Source organism: Catenuloplanes niger (assembly GCF_031458255.1).
Lineage (GTDB): Bacteria > Actinomycetota > Actinomycetes > Mycobacteriales > Micromonosporaceae > Catenuloplanes > Catenuloplanes niger.
In genome coordinates, this window is the sequence record NZ_JAVDYC010000001.1 from 1,348,334 (window position 1) to 1,366,123 (window position 17,790).

The 17,790-nt window shown below is 72.5% G+C and carries 14 protein-coding genes; 10 read left to right on the top strand and 4 right to left on the bottom strand.

Annotated elements, in window-relative coordinates; all coding sequences use genetic code 11:
• Position 1: 1 nt before the first annotated feature.
• Positions 2–2,902 (bottom strand): GH92 family glycosyl hydrolase, encoded by a 2,901-nt coding sequence (locus J2S44_RS05860; protein WP_310409645.1) that lies wholly within the window; start codon positions 2,900–2,902, stop codon positions 2–4.
• A 133-nt stretch (positions 2,903–3,035) separates the two neighbouring features.
• Between J2S44_RS05860 and J2S44_RS05865 the strand changes: the two genes are divergently transcribed.
• The 3 genes from J2S44_RS05865 (at position 3,036) to J2S44_RS05875 (ending at position 4,683) form a co-directional block, all read left to right on the top strand.
• A complete protein-coding gene (locus J2S44_RS05865; protein WP_310409647.1) occupies positions 3,036–3,518 on the top strand; it encodes a sigma-70 family RNA polymerase sigma factor in 483 nt (160 codons plus the stop codon).
• Positions 3,519–3,524: 6 nt separating this feature from the next.
• The gene (locus J2S44_RS05870; protein ID WP_310409649.1) at positions 3,525–4,118 is read left to right on the top strand and encodes a hypothetical protein; all 594 of its coding nucleotides are present in this window, start codon (positions 3,525–3,527) and stop codon (positions 4,116–4,118) included.
• Positions 4,119–4,182: 64 nt separating this feature from the next.
• Positions 4,183–4,683, top strand: a complete 501-nt coding sequence (locus tag J2S44_RS05875; RefSeq protein ID WP_310409651.1) for an RDD family protein — start codon at positions 4,183–4,185, stop codon at positions 4,681–4,683.
• A gap of 319 nt (positions 4,684–5,002) precedes the next feature.
• Here J2S44_RS05875 and J2S44_RS05880 read toward each other — a convergent pair whose 3' ends face one another.
• A complete protein-coding gene (locus tag J2S44_RS05880) occupies positions 5,003–6,235 on the bottom strand; it encodes a DUF808 domain-containing protein (RefSeq protein WP_310409653.1) in 1,233 nt (410 codons plus the stop codon).
• 282 nt (positions 6,236–6,517) lie between these two features.
• Here J2S44_RS05880 and J2S44_RS05885 point away from each other — a divergent pair, with 282 nt between their 5' ends.
• The 6 genes from J2S44_RS05885 (at position 6,518) to J2S44_RS05910 (ending at position 14,587) form a co-directional block, all read left to right on the top strand.
• Positions 6,518–7,657, top strand: a complete 1,140-nt coding sequence (locus J2S44_RS05885; protein WP_310409655.1) for an NAD(P)/FAD-dependent oxidoreductase — start codon at positions 6,518–6,520, stop codon at positions 7,655–7,657.
• Positions 7,658–8,141: 484 nt separating this feature from the next.
• A complete protein-coding gene (locus tag J2S44_RS05890; RefSeq protein WP_310409656.1) occupies positions 8,142–9,629 on the top strand; it encodes a right-handed parallel beta-helix repeat-containing protein in 1,488 nt (495 codons plus the stop codon).
• Between the two features lie 118 nt (positions 9,630–9,747).
• A complete protein-coding gene (locus J2S44_RS05895; protein ID WP_310409658.1) occupies positions 9,748–10,683 on the top strand; it encodes a transporter substrate-binding domain-containing protein in 936 nt (311 codons plus the stop codon).
• The gene (locus tag J2S44_RS05900; RefSeq protein ID WP_310409660.1) at positions 10,680–11,999 is read left to right on the top strand and encodes a hypothetical protein; all 1,320 of its coding nucleotides are present in this window, start codon (positions 10,680–10,682) and stop codon (positions 11,997–11,999) included. The genes J2S44_RS05895 and J2S44_RS05900 overlap by 4 nt, the downstream gene beginning before the upstream one ends.
• Before the next feature lie 213 nt (positions 12,000–12,212).
• Positions 12,213–13,865: a glycoside hydrolase family 43 protein gene (locus tag J2S44_RS05905; protein ID WP_310409661.1), complete on the top strand. Its 1,653-nt coding sequence runs from the start codon at positions 12,213–12,215 to the stop codon at positions 13,863–13,865.
• An 11-nt stretch (positions 13,866–13,876) separates the two neighbouring features.
• Positions 13,877–14,587 (top strand): class I SAM-dependent methyltransferase, encoded by a 711-nt coding sequence (locus tag J2S44_RS05910; protein ID WP_310409663.1) that lies wholly within the window; start codon positions 13,877–13,879, stop codon positions 14,585–14,587.
• A gap of 21 nt (positions 14,588–14,608) precedes the next feature.
• On the opposite strand, the gene J2S44_RS05915 is transcribed toward J2S44_RS05910, so the two are convergent.
• A complete protein-coding gene (locus J2S44_RS05915; RefSeq protein WP_310409664.1) occupies positions 14,609–15,412 on the bottom strand; it encodes a DUF817 domain-containing protein in 804 nt (267 codons plus the stop codon).
• A gap of 120 nt (positions 15,413–15,532) precedes the next feature.
• Here J2S44_RS05915 and J2S44_RS05920 point away from each other — a divergent pair, with 120 nt between their 5' ends.
• The gene (locus tag J2S44_RS05920) at positions 15,533–16,855 is read left to right on the top strand and encodes a PQQ-dependent sugar dehydrogenase (protein WP_310409665.1); all 1,323 of its coding nucleotides are present in this window, start codon (positions 15,533–15,535) and stop codon (positions 16,853–16,855) included.
• A 59-nt stretch (positions 16,856–16,914) separates the two neighbouring features.
• On the opposite strand, the gene J2S44_RS05925 is transcribed toward J2S44_RS05920, so the two are convergent.
• Positions 16,915–17,739, bottom strand: coding sequence for a CE1 family esterase (locus J2S44_RS05925; protein WP_310409667.1), 825 nt, complete (start codon positions 17,737–17,739; stop codon positions 16,915–16,917).
• Between the last annotated feature and the right edge of the window lie 51 nt (positions 17,740–17,790).

A 17,790-nucleotide genomic window follows, 5' to 3' on the forward strand; every position in this document is an offset into this window, starting at 1 on the left:
GTCAGCCGATGGTGACGTCGAAGATGTGCATGATGCCGCGGTCGCTGCCCTGGGGCAGGATGACGGCGTCGACGGTTTTGGACGGGTCGAGGGCGGCCGGGTCGGTGGCGAAGACGCGGAAGGTGCCGCCGCCGGTGGTGCCGTTGGCGTTGTTGCGGCCCTCGACGGTCAGCATCGCGGTGCTGCCGGCCGGCGCGGTCGCGGCCCAGTCGCCGAAGGTCAGCGGGACGTCCTGGGTGGTGCCGTCGGTGTAGACGACCTGGGCGGTGCCGGTGGCCGGGCCGTTGGTGGCCAGGCCGAGGAACGAGACCGCGTTCGCCGGGCGGTCGGCCAGGTCGACGCGCTGGCCGTGCGGGATCCAGTTGTCCGGTGTGCCCGGCGCGGCCGTGGGCCAGGTGAACGTCAGGTCGCCGTGCCTGATCGCCGCGCCCGGTGCGGCACCGGCGGCGGCGAGCGAGTCGCGGGAGTACGACCAGTCGCTCAGGTCCATCGAGCCGAGGTTGCCCTGACCGCGCGGCGTGGTGCCGACGTTGTTGCGGGCGTCCGCACCGTCCGAGTAGGACGGTGGGACGTCGGCGGCGCCGGTGCCCCACGCGGTCGGCGTGGCGGACATGACGAAGCGCAGCTTGCCGCCCGCGCGGACGAACTCGGCACCGACCCACGACGCGGTCTGCCGCTCGCCGTCGACCCGGAGGTCCCGGACGTAACGCCTGCCGTCCTCGACGCCGGGCGCCTGGATCTCGATGTCGGCGTCGCCACCGATCGGGCGGATGTCGATCTGCGCGAACATCGGTGCGTGCACGACCAGCGTGCCGGTGCCGTAGATCGCCGGGTAGAAGCCCAGGTGCGCGAAGACCAGCCAGGCGCTGAGCGCGCCCTGGTCGTCGTTGCCGGGCAGGCCGGACGGCGTCGTGTCGTACATCTCGGTGACCGCGCGGTGGAGCACGTCCACGGTCCTCGACGGCGCCCGCAGCCAGTTGTAGACCCACGGCGTACCGAACGCGGGCTGGTTGGACAGGTAGTTGCCGGTCTGCGTGTACGCGCCCGCGTCGAGCTGCGCCATCAGCACGTCGAGCTGCGCGGTCGAGGCGGCCACCCCACCACGCTTGGCGATCAACGTGGACAGGTTGTGCGGGACGAGCCAGCCGTACTGGTAGCCGGTCGACTGGTTGAACTGGCCGCGACCGGCGCCGTCCTCGCGTACCCGCAGGTCGAAGTTCTGGTCGAAGCCGGTGCGCTCGCGGGGGCGGAGGTGGCCGGTGGCCGGGTCGAACACGTTCATCCAGTTCTGCGCGCGGGCCATGAAGAAGTCGTAGGACTCACGGTCACCGAGGCGGCGAGCCTGCTGCGCGATCGCGAAGTCGTCGATCGCGTACTCCAGCACCCGGGACGTGGCGAAGTCGCCCTTCCGGTTCTCGATCAGGCCGGTCGCGAAGTACTGGTACGCGTCCGTGCGCCTCGACGCGGTCGCGGGCAGCTTCTGCGTGGTGACCATGGACTTCAGCGCGGCGGCCCGGTCGTAGTCGGTGATCCCCATGTCGTCCAACGTGGACAGGATCACCTGCAGGTTGTCGCCCTGCATGCGGGACGCGCCGGGCGCCCAGCCACCGGTCTGCCGGGTCAGCAGCACGATCGACGCGTTGATGTCCGACGCGACCCTCGGGTGCGTCAGCGCGATCAGCTGCGCCTGGCTGCGGTACATGTCCCAGCCGGACCCGGCGAAGTTGATGTTGGTGTAGAAGTGCCGGCCCTTCTCGACCAGGTGCACCTGCCGGTCGTACCCCAGGTACTGGCCGTTGACGTCCTCCCGCGCGTTCGGGTGCAGGAACGAGTGGTAGAGCGCGGTGTAGAACATGACGCGCCGCTCGTCCGAGCCGCCCTTGACGTCGACCGTGCCGAGCGCCTTCTCCCACGCCTTCCGCGCGTCCTTGCGGACCGTGTCGAACGACTTCCGGCCCACCTCCACGGTACGGTTCTCGGCCGCGTTCGCCACGCTCACGTAGCTGAACCCGGTGCTCGCGGTGACGGTCGCGCCGGCCGGGAACGTCAGCCACGCGCCGTTGTCGTGCCGGAAGTCGACGCCGGTGTCCGTGCCGCTCTTCTCGACGGTCGTCGCGCCCGCGGTCAGCGTGTCGTCCTTCCACACGCCGTACGACGCGAAGTCGGTGTCGTACACGGTGGAGAAGTAGGCGCGGTAGAGGTTGCCGTTGTCGCAGACATCCGTGCCGTACATCCAGCCGGACACCGTGCGCGTCGCCGGGTCGATGGTGACCGCGCTGCCGAACGTGCGGTTGTTCGGCCCGGACACGTCAAGGATCAGCGTGGCGTTCGCGCCGAACCCGAAGCGGCTCACCGCGGTCCGGGTGGTCGCGGTCAGCTCCGTGGTGACACCGTTGTCCAGCGCCACCCGGTAGTAGCCCGGCTCGGACTCCTCGTTCGCGTGCGCGAACCTCAGGTAGTACGGCTTGATGTCGGTCGCCGGGCTGGACGGCAGCACGCCGCCGGGCAGCTCACCCGCGTACGGGATGACCGGGAACTCGTAGCCGCCGAACCGGCCGGTGCACCCGGTCCCGGAGTGGCGGGTCATGCCGAAGCCGCGGATCAGGTCGGCGGTGTACTCGTACCCGCCCTTCTCCCCCACCAGCGCGTTGCCCGGCTGGTACGTCGTCGGGCTCGGCTGCACCATGCCGAACGGCAGCGCCGCGCCCGGATACGTGTTGCCGTACGCGTCGTTGCTCTTGTTCTGCGTCGTGTCCATCTCGGTGCCGATGAACTGGTCGACCGCGTCGAACGGCGCGATCACCTTCGCCGCCGCGCCCGCCGGTGCGCCGGCGAGAGGCGCCAGCACGGTCGCCGCGACCGCGGCCGCCGCCCACCGGCGCGGGGTACTCCACCCGAGCATGCGATGTCCTTTCAGGGGATGTGCGTCCGGCAGTATCGTGGCCCCACCCGACTTCGTGATGAACACCGATCCCACCCGAAGATCAACACCACGCGTCGGTACGTGGACGAGCGCGCTCGCGCGTAAGAGAACTGTGGACTTCGCTGACTTCTACACCGGCGCCAAGGACGACTGCCTCCGCGCGGTGCTGGCCACGGTCGGCAGCCGGCAGACCGCCGAGGAACTCGTCGCCGAGGCGTTCGCCCGCGCCTGGGCCCGATGGCCCGCCGTCTCCCGGCACCCGGCCCCGCGCGCCTGGATCGTCCGGACCGCGCTGAACGTGCACGTCTCCTGGTGGCGCCGCCGCCGGCGGGAGGTGCCGGCACCCGACTGGATCGAGGACCCGCCCGGCCACGGCGACCCCGGGGACGGCCTGCCGGACCCGCGGTTGATGGCGGCGCTGAAGTCGCTGCCCGCCCGGCAACGCCAGGTGGTCGCGCTGCGGATCTTCCTGGACCTGGACAGCGAGACCACCGCCCGCACGCTCGGCATCTCCGCCGGCACCGTGACCGCCCACCTGGCCCGCGCCACCCGCACGCTGCGCGCCCACCTGACCGCCGCCCCGGCAGAGGAGTGACGAACGATGACCGAAGACCTGCACCGGCTGGTACGGGACGAATTCTCCGCGGTCCGCCTGGACGAACCGCTCGGCGCCGTCACCGCACGGGGACGCCGGTGGCGCCGCCGGCGCTTCACCGGTGGCACCCTGGTCGTGGCGTCCGTGCTGGCCGCCGCCGGTCTGTGGCCGGTCCTGGCGCCCGGCCCGGCGGAGCCGGCACCGATGCGGTTGGCGGCCTGGTCGGTCGAACCGGAACCGGACGGCACGGTACGCCTGACGGTACGGCAGCTGACCGACGCGGAAGGGCTGACCGCGGCGCTGCGGGAGGCCGGCGTGCCCGCCCTCGTGGAGTTCGAGGAGGTCGCGCCCGGCCACCCGGCCGGATGCGCCGACGACGGCCGAACCGGCCAGCCCGGGCTGCTCGACGTCATGCCGCGGCCGGAGGCCGGCGAACAGGTCTACACGCTCCGCCGCGACCGCATACCGCCGGGGATGAGCCTGCACTTCGTCATGTTCGCCGAGCGGGACACCGCCGGGAACTGGTCGACCAGCCTGCACACGAGCATGGTGCGGGGCGAACCCGTTCCCTGCCGGCCGCTGGATAAACCCGCCGGATGAGGTTATCGATCGATCCCCTTCTGGGTAGTGACTCGGCAACAGCGTCCATAGGGGAGGATCGACCATGAGCATCACGGAAGCGCCGCAGGGCAAGACGTCGTGGGAGACGGCCGCGCCGGCCGCCGGACCGTCGGGGGACGTGCACGTGACCGGGCGGCGGGTGGTCGCCAACCTGATCGACGGCGTCCTGCTGGTCGGCGTCGGCGCCGGGATCATGATGGCCACCGGCGTCGAGACGACCACGGCCACCACCACGGCCGGCACCAGCACGATGTGGTCGATGTCGCCGGCCGGCACGCTGATGTACGCGGCCTTCGCGCTGGCGTACTACGTGCTGATGGAGCGCTTCTTCGGCCGTACCCTCGGCAAGATGGTCACCGGCATCCGGGTGGTCGGCGAGGGGTCCGGCGCGGCGCCGACGTGGGGGCAGGCGTTCATCCGCACGCTGCTGCGCGTCGTGGACGGCATGTTCGGCTACCTGGTCGCGTTCGTCGCGGTCCTGGTCAGCGGCAAGCGCCAGCGCCTCGGCGACATGGCCGCCAAGACGCTGGTCGTGCGCTCCTGAGCGACCACACCGCAACACGGAACCGAACACGCGACGCGAAACCGCCCCGCCAGGATTCTGGCGGGGCGGTTCACGTCTCGGGCAGATCAGCCCACGGCGCGGCCGGGCTTTCGGCGCGACTGGGCTTTCGGCGCGACCGGGCTTTCGGCGCGACCGGGCTTTCTTCGGGTTCCGGTGGTGCCGGGCTTTCCTCGGCCAGCTACCTCCCTGCCGGAGCAGGCGATGACGCATCTCCGGGCTTCGCCGACGGCCGGCTCGCCGCGCACAAACGAACCCGCCCCGCCGGAATGGTGGCGGGGCGGTTCGTGTCTTGCGGACATCAGTCGCGGGCGGTGCCGGTTCCCGGCGCGGCGCCGGGCTTTCCGTCGGTCGGTGTCGTCCCGGCGGCGCCGGTCTCCGAGCCGTCGGCCGGCACGGCGGTCGCCGCGCCGGTCCCGGGCGTGGAGGCCGTGCCGGTCGTGGTGGCGGTGCCGGGCCCGTCGGCCGGAACCGTGGTCGCCGCACCGGCTTCGGCCACGGACGCCGGGCCGGCCGCGGACACAGGTCCGGCCACACCGGCCGCACCCGCCGCGGATCCCGTACCGGCCGGCGTGTTGATCTCGACCTTGTGGTCGCCGGCGTGGTGGTCGTCGCCGTGCTTGCCGCGGTGGACGGTGAACGTCATGACCACCACGATCAGCGCGCCGACGATCAGGCCGAGGATGGCGCTGAAGATCGTGTTGACCAGCCAGCCGACCACGCCGCCGAGCGGGCCGGTCGCGTGGTGCGCGGCCTCCTCGACGTGGTGCACCGCGTCGTAGATCAGGTGGAAGCCGAGCTCGTGCGTGCCGACCAGCAGGATGTGGCCGCCGACCCAGAGCATCGCGGCCGTACCGATCACGGTCAGCGCGGTCAGCACCTTCGGCATCGCCTTGACCAGGCCACGGCCGAAGCCCGCGACGGCCGCGCTGGACCGCTCGGACAGCGCGAGGCCGACGTCGTCCATCTTCACGATGATCGCGACCGCGCCGTACACGGCGACGGTCATCGCGATCGCCACGACGCACAGGATGACCAGCCGGGACACGAAGCTCTGCGACGCGACCTCGTTCAGCGAGATCACCATGATCTCCGCGGAGAGGATCAGGTCGGTCCGGATCGCGCCGGAGACCAGCGTCTTCTCGTCCTTGAGTTTCTCCTCGCCGTCACCGTGCCCGTGGCCGGACACCTTCGCCCAGACCTTCTCCGCGCCCTCGTAACACAGATAGGCGCCGCCGAGCATCAGGATCGGTGTGAGTAACCACGGCACGAACTGGCTGAGCAGCAACGCGACCACGATGATGATGGCCTTGTTGCCCAGCGACCCGAGCGCGATCTTCTTGATGATCGGCAGTTCCCGGTCGGCGGCGAGGCCGCGCACGTACTGCGGCGTCACCGCGGCGTCGTCGATGACGACACCCGCGGCCTTCGAACCCGCCTTCGCGGCCGCCACACCGACGTCGTCGATGGACGCGGCGGCCGCCCGCGCCAGCACCGCGATATCGTCCAGCAGGGCTGCTAGTCCACCGCTCAAGGCAGATCCCTTCGATCGTTTCGCACGTCTCTCGCGACGATTATCCCTGCGCCCGGCCACCCTGGCGCGCCAGACGCCACCCACCCGGCAAAGCTCACCCTTAGTTGATCATCCCAACACTCGGTGTCGCTCGTCCGCCACACCTCGTAACGACCGATTCCGGTGCCCCCTCGGCCGGCCGGACGCCGACCAGCGGGCCGCGACGGGTGTCGGCCACCGGCCGGCACGGCCTATCCTGAACACTTCCGGTCGCGAACGTTCCGGCGGAACGGAGCTCAGGCCATGACTGGGGCGGACGTCGCGATCGTGGGCGCGGGCATCATCGGTACGGCGCTGGCCGCGGCCCTCGCCCGGCGCGGCCGGGCGGTCACGCTGATCGAGGCGGGCGAGCCCGGTGGCGGCACCAGCGCGACGAGCTTCGCGTGGATCAACAGCCACAAGAAGGACCCGCTCGACTATCACGCGCTCAACGTCGCCGGCGTGGTCGCGTGGCGCCGGATCGCGGCGGAGTTCCCGGACGCGGTCACGTTCGCCGGCCAGGTCTCGATCGCAACCGGTGCGGCACACCGCGCGAGTCTCACCGCACGCATGCGGCGGCTCACCGGCCTCGGCTACCCGGCCCGCTGGGCGACGCCGGCCGAGGCCCGCGCGCGCACGCCGATGCCGGTCCCGGACGACGCACTCGTGGCGATCTTCGACGGCGAGGGGCACGCGTTCCCGCGCCGCTACGTCGCCCACCTGCTCACCCGGCCGGGCGTGACCGTCCGCACCGCGACCGCGACCGGCGTCGCGTCACACGCCGGCCGGGCGACCGTGCACCTGACCGACGGCGGCACGGTCACCGCCGGCACCGTGGTCGTCTGCGCCGGCACCGGCACCGCCGCCCTGGTCGCGTCCGCCGGCGGCACGCTCCCGCTGGTGCCGCCGGCCGCCGGCTACGCCGCGTTCGGCTACCTCACGGACGTGGTCGCGCCCGGCCACGGCGTCACCGGCATCGTGAAGACCGACCGCCTCGGCCTGCGCCCCGGCGACGACGGCACGCTCCTCGTCCAGACCCTGGACCTCGACGGTACGGCCGAGCCCGGCCGGGAACCGCCCGCCACGGTCACCGCCGAGATCGCACACCGGGTCGCCGAGGCGCTCCCGCACACCCGCACCCGGATCGCCGCCGTCCGGGTTGGCCACCGCGTCATCCCGGCCGACGGCCGCACCGCCGCCGGCCCCGTCGCCCCCGGCTCACCGGTCTGGGCGATCGCCACCCACAGCGGCATCACGCTGGCCCCGTGGCTCGCCGAGACGATCGCCGCCGAGCTGACCGGCGCCGCCCCGGAGCCGCTGCTCGCGCGCTTCCGCCCCACCCGCTTCCAAGCCACCACCGGCCACCCGCCACTCGCCGCACCCCGCGCACCCGGCGACCAGTGACCCCGCCCGCCGCACCGTGAGAGGCGCCGCGCCCGGCGCAGCACGACCGGCGCAGCACGACCGGCGCAGCGTGACCGGCGCTGTGACCGGCCCGCGTGGCCGGCGCCGCGACCAGCGCCGCGTGACCGGCGCCGCGTGACCGGCGCCGCGTGACCAGCGCCGCGTGACCAGCGCCGCGTGACCAGCGCCGCGTGACCGGTGCACCGTGGCCAGCGCCACGACCGACACGCCGGCATCGGCCGCGGCCAGCGGGTTCGGCACCGAGCCGCCGTCGGGTGTGCAGTGGGTGGGCGCGACGCGCAGTGGGTGGGCACGCGACGCGCCGGCGTCGAGGAGCGCGCGGACCAGGTCGGCCGAGCCGCCCGGCTTCTCCCGGCCCCGCATCGCCTCTTCGTCACGCTGAGCACACAGGACACCACGGGCCGCCAATATCGACTAGTGTGCCGTCGGTTATGAAGATCAACGGGAGGAAGACATCGTGGAGATGATCAGCAGGCGGGGCGCGCTGCGGGCCGGGCTGGCCTCGACGGCGGCGGTCGGCGCGGTCGCGGTGACCGGGTCGGCGGCGCAGGCGGCCCCGACCGACGCGGCGGCGGCCGGTGGCGAGGGCTGGATCTCGGTCCTCGACCACGGTGCGGCCGGTGACGGCACGACGGACGACACCGCGGCGATTCAGGCGGCGTTGAACGCGGCCGCGACCAGTAGGAAGAGCGTGGTCTTCCCGGCCGGGCGCACCTACAAGGTGACCGACCAGCTCAACGCGCGGAACCTGACCGACGCCGTCATCTCCGGGCACGGCGCGACGATCGCGCTCGTCGGCGGCAAGGCGAATCCGGTCGACGACTTCGACCCGTACGCGATCCTGCACCTGGAGAACTGCACCCGGGTCAAGGTGATCGGCCTGACGCTGCGGGACACGAGCCGCACGACGTACCAGAACGGCGTGCGAATCGTGAAGTCCACCGGTCTCGTGGTGGACGGCGTGCGGGTGCAGAGCGTGCGCTTCAACGGGATCGCGATCTTCGACGCGACGCCGCGCACGTCCGACGACATCGTGATCACCAACTGCACGACCGAGGACACCCGCTTCGGCATCTCGACCAACGGCCGGGACGTGCGCATCGTCAACAACCACGTGGCGATGGACTACACGTCGACGGACGAGTACAAGCGGCTCGGCGAGCACCCGCCGCCGGAAGCCGACTCCAGGCTCTCGGACTACTTCGACGGCATCTGCGTCTGGGCCGGCGGCACCCGCACGGTCATCGCCGGCAACACGCTCGCCGAGATCGGCCAGTCCGCGATCTGGACGCAGGCGGTCACGCACGTCACCATCGCGAACAACACCATCTTCGCGCCGCACCTGCACGGCATCGAGATCGACGGCACCGCGGACGCGGGGAAGAGCCCGGTGGGCCGCGCGATGGGCATCTCCATCACCGGCAACACGATCGTCAACTCCGTCAAGGGCACGCTCACGCTGTTGTCGACGACCGACGCGACGATCGCCGGCAACAGCGTGATCAACACCGTCGCGACCGCGGAGGCGACCTGCATCGCGGTCAACTCGCGAAGCCACAAGGTCACCGTCACCGGTAACGTCGTCCGCCAGGCGAACCCGAACCTCCCGGCGATCTTCGTCAAGGACAACGGCACCGCCACGGGCGAGGCCGACGCACGTTCCACCGACGTCACCGTCGCCTGGAACACGGTGGAGGCCGCCCAGCCGATCTGGGCCCACCCCGGCACCGTGATCATCCAGCGCGTCGATGCCACGCACAGCGGCGGCACCGAACGCGCCGAGATCGCCACGCAGGGCACCTTCAAGATCACCGGCAAGGTGCTCGCGAAGGACGGTCTGGGCGTGGGCAACGCCGTAGCGGCCACGTCGGTCGGGCCGATGGTGCGCAAGATGCAGGTCTTCTCGGAGACCGGGCAGAGCCTCGGCTGGATTCCGATCTACAACAGCTGATCCCGTGATTTCCGGCCGCGCGCTCGCTCGGGGTGCGCGGCCGGTCCACACTTGTCACATAGAGCGTTTACTCTGTCGCACTACGCTTGACGGCCTTCCGTCCGACGGGGTGATGGATATGCGACGTGATCGTTTCCGCCGTGCGGTGACCGGTGCCGCGGTGATATTGACGCTCGGGCTGGCCACCGTCGCCGGGTGCCAGTCGGACGAGGCCGGGCCGCCGTCCGTGGACGACCTGCTGCGGCAGACCGGCATCTGGCAGCAGCCGAAGCTGCGGATCGGCGTCGCCGCGAACGAACCGCTGATGGGTGAGGTCCGGGACGGTGTGCGCAGCGGCTTCGACGTGGAGATCGCGCGTTATCTGGCCCGGTCGCTGGGCTACACCAACGAGAGCGACGTCGAGTTCGTGACCGTGCGCACGGACGAGCGGATCCGGTTCCTGCTGGCCGGCCACGTCGACATGGTGGTGGCCAGCCTGTCGTACACGGAGGAGCGCGCCAAGCTGATCGGGTTCGCCGGGCCGTACTTCGTGACCAACCAGGCGTTCCTGGTGCCGAAGGCGTCGGCGTCCACACTGCGGATCGAGGACGACTTCAAGGAGAAGCAGGTCAAGGTCTGCACCAGCGGCAGCTCGACCACGGAGGACGAGCTGACCCGGCGCGGCTTCAACCGGTCCGTCGTGCAGGACCTGCAGGAGTGCGCGGACGGGCTGCGGTCCGGCAAGTACGGCGCGATGAGCTCGGACAAGACGATCCTGGCCGGCTACTACTCACAGCATCCGCAGGACCTGGCGTACGTCCAGCTGCCGTTCGGCGCGGACGAGCGGCTGCACGTCGGCGTCTCGATCAACGACGAGCCCCTGCGGGACCTGATCGCGTACTTCCTGCAGAAGAGCTACGACGAGGGGCGCGAGACCGGCGCGAGCCCGTGGCTGACGGCCTACAACAACACGCTCGGCGCGTGGTACCTGGCCGACGTCGACGAGATCAGTCAGCCGGAGCCGCTGGACGTGCCGGACCTCGTCGACCACGACGACAAGGTCTCGCCGAGATGAGTGCCGCGCCGCCACCGGACTCCGCCGACCAGGGGGCGCGGCCCGGGCAGTCGTTCTGGAGCGTGGTCGTCGGCGTGCCGGCGATCTTCTCGGTGCTGCGGCTCGGCGTCGAGGCCGGCGGTGAGCTGCAGACCACGCTGCTGCTGGTCGCGAACGTGGACCCGATCAACCTGATCGCGGCGCTGTTCACCACCGCGGCCCGGTTCGTGTCCGCGACGCTGGTCGGGGTGCTCGCGATCGGCGGCGTGGCGCTGGCCGGGCACACGCCGGACCAGGGGCGGCTGCCGCTGTTCGCCCGCTGGCTGCGCGCGGCGCCGCTGTGGTTCGCGGTGGCCGCGTTCGGGCTGGCCGGAATCACCTGGCAGCTCATGTACCTGCCGCTGCTGCTGCCGTGCGCGGTCGCGGCGTTCCAATCGATCGTGACCGTCCCGCGCGACTCCCGGTGGACCGTCGCCGCCGTGGTCGGAGCGGGCGTCGTGGCGTACGGCTGGCTGGTCGGGCCGACCGTCGCGGCCGCCGGCAGGCAGGGTGACTGGCTGGTGTTCACGCTGTTCGTGGCGCCGCCGCTGCTGGCGCTGGGCGTCCCGGGGCCGCTGCCCCGGCGCTTCGTCGGGGTGCTGACGGTGTTCGCGCAGTCGGTCGCGCTGGTCATGGTCGCGGCGGCCGCGGTCCCGATGATCACCACGCCGGTGCTGCCGCTCACCGTGACCACCGTGCTCCGCGCCGACCCGGCCACCGTCCCGCCGCCACCCGACCCGGCCGACGCCCCCGCCACCGACCCGACCGACCCGACCGGCACTGCCGGCACCGGCCCGACCGGCACTGCCGGCACCGGCCCGACCGGCACTGCCGGCACCGGCCCGACCGCCACCGCCACACCCGGCCCGGCCGGCACCGCCACACCCGGCCCGACGGGCACCGCCGGTCCCGCACCGGCCGGCACCACCGAACAGCCCGGTTCCCCGAGCCCCGCCGCGCCACCGGCCGATGAGCCGCCGCCCGGCGAGCCGCCGCCCGGTGCGCCACCGGCCGGTGCGCCACCGGTCGACACGCGGGACACCGAGGACATCCTCGGTCACGTGATCACGGTGGACGACGTGCACATGGTGATCCTGCAGGAGAGCGGCGGCGTCCGGTACGTACCGACCGGTCTGGTGCAAGCTCAGGTCCTCTGCCCGACCGAGGGCGAGCTGCCCCGCTATCGCCTGTGGGTGCGCGGTTTCCACGTCGAGGACTCGCTGCTGGAGGGTCTCGGCCGCCAGGTCCGCCCGGCCAGCCGGCTGGACGCGGCCTGCCGCAACCCGGTCGCCGGCTGACCGCGGGCCGCCGCGCAGGTCCGGCAGTTTCGTCGCTGGTTCGCCGATGTTCCGGTTGTGCTTCGAAAATTTTCGACGCCGGAGACCGGCAGAAAGAGCTACCGAATTCATCGATCGGCGTACTAGCATCGGCCGGGCGGGGGCGCTCACGGCCGTACCGTCTCCGATGTTCTTCCGGAAGGTTTTTCGGACTCAGCGACTGAGATGGGACCCATGACCTCCACGACCGGCAACGCCCTGCAGGCACCGGACCGCGCGGCCACGCCGCTGCTGAGGAACCCGGTGCTGCCCGGCTTCCACCCGGATCCGTCGATCCTGCGGGTGGGGACCGACTACTACATCGCCACGTCGACGTTCGAGTGGTTCCCGGGCGTGCGCCTGCACCACTCCACCGACCTGGTGCACTGGCGCCCGCTCGGCGGCATCCTCACCGAGGAGCGCCTGCTCGACCTGCGTGGCGCCGGCGACTCGTGCGGCGTCTGGGCGCCCGACCTGTCGTACGTGGACGGCGAGTTCCACCTGGTCTACACGGACGTGTCCAGCTTCTCCAGCGGCTACTGGGACTCGCAGAACTACCTGACCACCGCGCCGTCACCGGACGGCCCGTGGTCCGACCCGGTCGTGCTGCACGCGCGGGGCTTCGACGCCTCGCTGTTCCACGACGAGGACGGCAGCACCTGGATGCTGTCGATGACCGCGGACTGGCGGCCCGGCCACAACCGCTTCGCCGGCATCCAGGCCCAGCGCTACGACCGCGCCACCCGCACGCTCGTCGGCGAGGAGTTCCAGATCTTCCCGGGTACGTCCGCGGGCCTGGTCGAGGGGCCGCACCTCTACCAGCGGGACGGCTGGTACTACCTGCTGGTGGCGCAGGGCGGCACGAGCTGGGAGCACGAGGCACTGGTCGCCCGGTCCCGCTCGCTGCTCGGGCCGTACGAGCCGGACCCGGCCGGACCGCTGATCACCTCGCTGCACCGCCCCGACCTGACGATGCAGAAGGCCGGGCACGGCAGCCTGGTCTCCACCCCGGACGGCAGCTGGTACCTGGCCCACCTGGTCGGCCGGCCGTACACGCCGCGCGGTGCCTGCGTGCTCGGCCGGGAGACCGCGATCCAGCCGGTGACCTGGGAGCCCGGCGGCTGGCCGCGGGTCGACGGCGGCGTCCCGGCCGACCTGGTGCCCGTGCCGGACGGTGTCGAGGAGATCCACACCGTCCCGGACACCGCGGTCGACGACTTCGACGCCCCCGCGCTCGGCCCGGACTGGTCGACGCTGCGCCGCCCGGCCACGCCCGACTGGGTCGAGCTGTCCGCGCGCCCGTCGCACCTGCGCGTCCACGGTGGGCAGTCCCCGGTCGGCCGGCTGCGGCCGAGCCTGGTCGCGCGGCGGGTCACCGCGCGGCGGTGCAGCCTGGAGACGACGATGGAGTTCCGCCCGGCGAACTTCCGCCAGCTCGCCGGCGTCACCGCCTACTACAACACCCGCAACTGGCACTACGCGTACGTCACGCGCGGCGACGAGGGCCACCCGGTGCTCGAGGTGCTCTCCTGCGACAACGGCCGCCGCGCCACCCACCCGGACAGCCGCGTGCCGTTGCCCGGCGTCGACCGCCTGCGCCTGCGGGTCACGTTCGACGGCCCGGTCATCCGCTTCGCGTACGCGACCGGCGGCACCTGGACCGAGCTGCCCGCCACGCCGGACGCCACGATCCTCTCCGACGAGCACGCCGCCCACAAGGTCGACGGCGAGCCGGAGGCCTGGGGCTTCACCGGCGCCATGGCCGGCCTCTGGGTCCAGGACCTCGGCGCCGACGGCGCGTTCGCCGACTTCGACCAGGCCGTCTACCGCGTCCTCGGGGACCGGTAGAAACGACGGTCATGGAGCCGGTGATCGGGGACGCGTTCGGGGACCTGCTGCGGGAGGCCGCGGCGGCCGGCACCGCCACCGAGATCGTCGAACGCGACGACGGCTTCGTCAGCCGTGGCGACGCCGCGCGTTACCTGCACGGCCCGGAGCACTGGCCGGCGTCCGAGGTCGCGCTGCTGGGCCGGGCCCGGGGCCGCGTCCTCGACGTCGGCTGCGGTGCCGGCCGCCACCTGGCCGCGCTGCGCGACCGGGGCGCGGACGTGCGCGGCGTCGACCCGTCCCCGGGCGCGGTCGAGGTCTGCCGGGCCCGCGGCCTGGCCGCGGACGCCGGGGACATCGACACCCTGCCCGCCGGCCCGTTCGACACGCTGCTGCTGATGGGCGGCAACCTCGCCCTGCTCGGCTCGCCCGCGGCCGCGGCCCGGCGGCTGGCCGCGCTGGCCGGGGTCGCCGCGCCGGGAGCCGTGCTGCTGGGGTCCAACATCGACCCCTACCGGTCCACCGACCCGGTCCACGCCGAATACCACCGCCGCAACCGCGACCGCGGCCGCCCCGGCGGTCAGCTGCGCATCCGCGTCCGCCACGGCTCCACGGTCACGGCCTGGTTCGACTACTGGCTGGCCGGCGTGGCCGAGTTCGAGGCCGTGGTGGCGGACTCGCCGTGGCGCCTGGCCGCCACGGACGGCAGCCCGCTCTACACCGCCGTGCTCACGGTGCGCTGAGCCCGCGGCGCGACAGGGTGTTCAGGATCGCGGCCGGACCGCCGCCGCGGGTGTCGCCCCGGTGGTCGCCGGGCGCGGGAACGATCGTGACTCCCAGCGTTTGAGGGCCGCGACCAGCACGAAGCTGACGCTGGCCAGCAGGGCCCAGGAGCCGGCCTTGGACAGGTGGACCATGCGCCACACGTCGCCCTGGTCCGGGTACTGCCAGGCGCCGAGGAAGGTGGCCGCGTTCTCGGCCAGCCAGAGCAGGCCGCCGACCAGCGCGAACGACAGCGCGAGCGGCATCGCGTACCGCACGGTGCCGACCCGGAACGTGACCGCGGTGCGCCAGGTCGCGGCCAGCAGCCCGAGCGCGCCGAGCAGGCGCAGGTCCGGCAGCCAGTGGTGGGTGAAGAAGTTCGCGTAGACGAACAGCGCGGCCGCCGCGGTCGGCCACGTCCGGTAGCCGGTCAGTTCCAGATCCAGCCGTCGCCAGGCCTGGCACAGGTAGCTGCCGACCGCGGCGTACATGAACCCGCTGTACAGCGGCACACCGCCGATCTTGGTGACCGCGTCCTCCGGGTACGACCACGATCCGGCCCGCACCTTGAACAGTTCCAGCGCCAGTCCGACCAGGTGGAACAGGCCGATGACGAGCACCTCCCGGCCGGTCTCCACGCGCAGCGTCCAGAGCAGCGCGGTCAGCACCAGGCAGCCGATCAGCAGCGCGTCGTACCGGGCGATCGGCAGCGGCAGCACGCCGGTCACCGCGAGCAGGCCGAAGACCACGCCGGCGAACACACAGCTCGCGGCCTGCTGATATCCGAACCGAAGCAGCTGAGGCATGCCGTCCATGCTCCGGCGGCCGCCGGGAGGACGGGTGGAGCCGGGGTGGAGGTTTCGTGAGCGGGACCGCCCGATGATGACTATCGTCGATACCACGGTCCGTCGACGAGAGGTGCAGCCATGCCCATGCCCGTTTCCGCCGTCGCGTCACGTGGTGGCGGTGTCCCGTGGCGACTCCGGTCCGGCGCCGCGGTGGCGCTGTCGCTCGGGCTGGTGGTCACGCTCGGTCCACCCGCGGCGAGCGCCGCCGGCCCGCTGTCACCGGTGGCGCTGGCCGTGGCCGGCGGGGTCGATCCCGGCACGGCCGCGGGCCAGTCGCTGAACCTGCGTCCCGGCTGGTCCGCGGAGGTCTGGGCGAACGTGCCCGGCGCGCGGCGCCTGGCGTGGACGCCGGACGGCCGCCTGCTGGTCTCGACCGGCGCGGCCGGGGCGATCAAGCTGCTCACCCCGGCGGCCGGCGGTGCGGGACCGGCGGTGACGACGCTGGTCGACGGTCTCCAGCACCCGCAGGGCCTGGACGTGGCCGGTGGCTACGGCCGGCACGTCGTGGTGGCCGGCGACCGGAACCGGATCCTGGTGTGGGACTACGCGAACGGCGCCGTGTCGAACCAGCGCGTGATCGTCGACGGCCTGCCCAGCGGCGGGCACGACCGGATCACCCCGGTGGTCCGCGGCAATCAGGTGTTCTACAACCTCGGCTCGCTGACCAACGACGACCCGGTCGACCGCACCGGTACGACGCCGGAGCGGGCCACGATCCGCCGGGTCGGGCTGGACGGCACCGGCGACCGGACGATCGCCACCGGTGTGCGCAACGGCTCCGGCCTGGACCTCGCCCCGGACGGCACGCTGTGGGCCTCGATCAACCAGGCCGATAACCAGCCCTATCCGTTCCGCGACGACACCGGGCAGTACGGGCAGGTGGTCCCGGCGTACGTCAACGAGAACCCGGTCGACCAGGTAGCCAGGATCACCACCGGCACGGAGCTGGGCTGGCCCTACTGCGTACCGGACACCAGGGGCAGCAAGAACCTGACCAACCTGGGGTACGTGGCACAGCCGCTGCGCAACCCGGACGACTCGGTGCTGGACTGCTCCACCGTGGACCGCACCGCGGTCGGCCTGCCCGCGCACAGCGCACCGCTCGGCTTCGCCTTCACGCACGGCTCCGCGCTGCCCCGGTCGCTGTCCAGCGGCGCCCTGATCACCTCGCACGGCTCCTGGAACCGGCAGCCCCCGCGCGAGCCGTCCGTGGTCTACAGCCCGTGGGACCAGCGCAAGCGCACGCTCACCGCACCCCAGCCCCTGGTCACGGGCTGGCAGAACGCGGACGGCACCCGCTGGGGCCGCAGCGTCGACGCCGTCCCCGGTCCGGACGGCGCGCTCTACGTCTCCGACGACGCGGCGGGCCTGATCTACCGCCTGGTCCCCGCGAAGCGCTGAGCAGCACCGGCCGGTCCGGGGCGGCACAGCCCGCGCCGGACCGGCCGGAGCACGTAAATCTAGAAACCGAAGAAGTCCGCGATCGCGGTGGTGGTGTGCAGGTCCCGGGTGGTGCGGCCCATCAGCGCGGGCGACGGGACCGGTCCCGGGACGGTGTGGCCGCCGCCGTGGATCGTGAACAGCCGCACCGGTTCGTGGCCGGCCTGGTGGAAGTCGGTGCGGCTCACCTCGGGGGTGAGCGTGACCGTCTCCGGCGGCGCGGTGATGCCGTTGCGGGCGGCGAAGTACGCGGCGGTGTCGGGCGCGGAGAGCAGCGCGCCGCCGGAGCGGAACACGACGCGCGCCCAGCCGGCCATCCGGCCGCCTCGGTAGGGCACGAGCGGGTCGCGGGTGCCGTGGATGAGCAGCACCGGCTTCGGCACGACCGGCAGCGTGGGCGACGGCAGGAAGTTGTCCGGGGCGGGCTGGCCGGACGCGATGACGGCGCCACCGGCGATCAGGTCGGGGCGTTCGTGCAGGAGGCGGATGACCAGGCCACCACCGTTGGAGTAGCCGGCCGCGTACACCGGCCGGCCCTCGGCGACCCGGCCGGCGACCGCGGCGGCGAACGCCACGTCGTCGACGTTCTCCCGGCGGGCCGGGAAGGTGCTCGCCAGGCGGGCGTCGTTCCACTGGCTCCGGTAGCCGTCGAGGTAGGCGACGGCCGTACCCGGGATGGTGTCGAAGGTGTTACCGGTGAACGACCGGAACCGGGCCGCGCTGAGGCCGGATCCGTGGAAGGCCAGCAGCACGCGGTCGAAGCCGCCGGCGGGCGCGGCCAGTATGTAGGTGCGGGTGCGCCCGCCGGCCTCGATCGTCTCGTTACTCAGTTGCACCGTGGTCATGGGGTCGCTCCCGACAAAGAACCGGATAACTCATCCGCTTCAACGTAACAT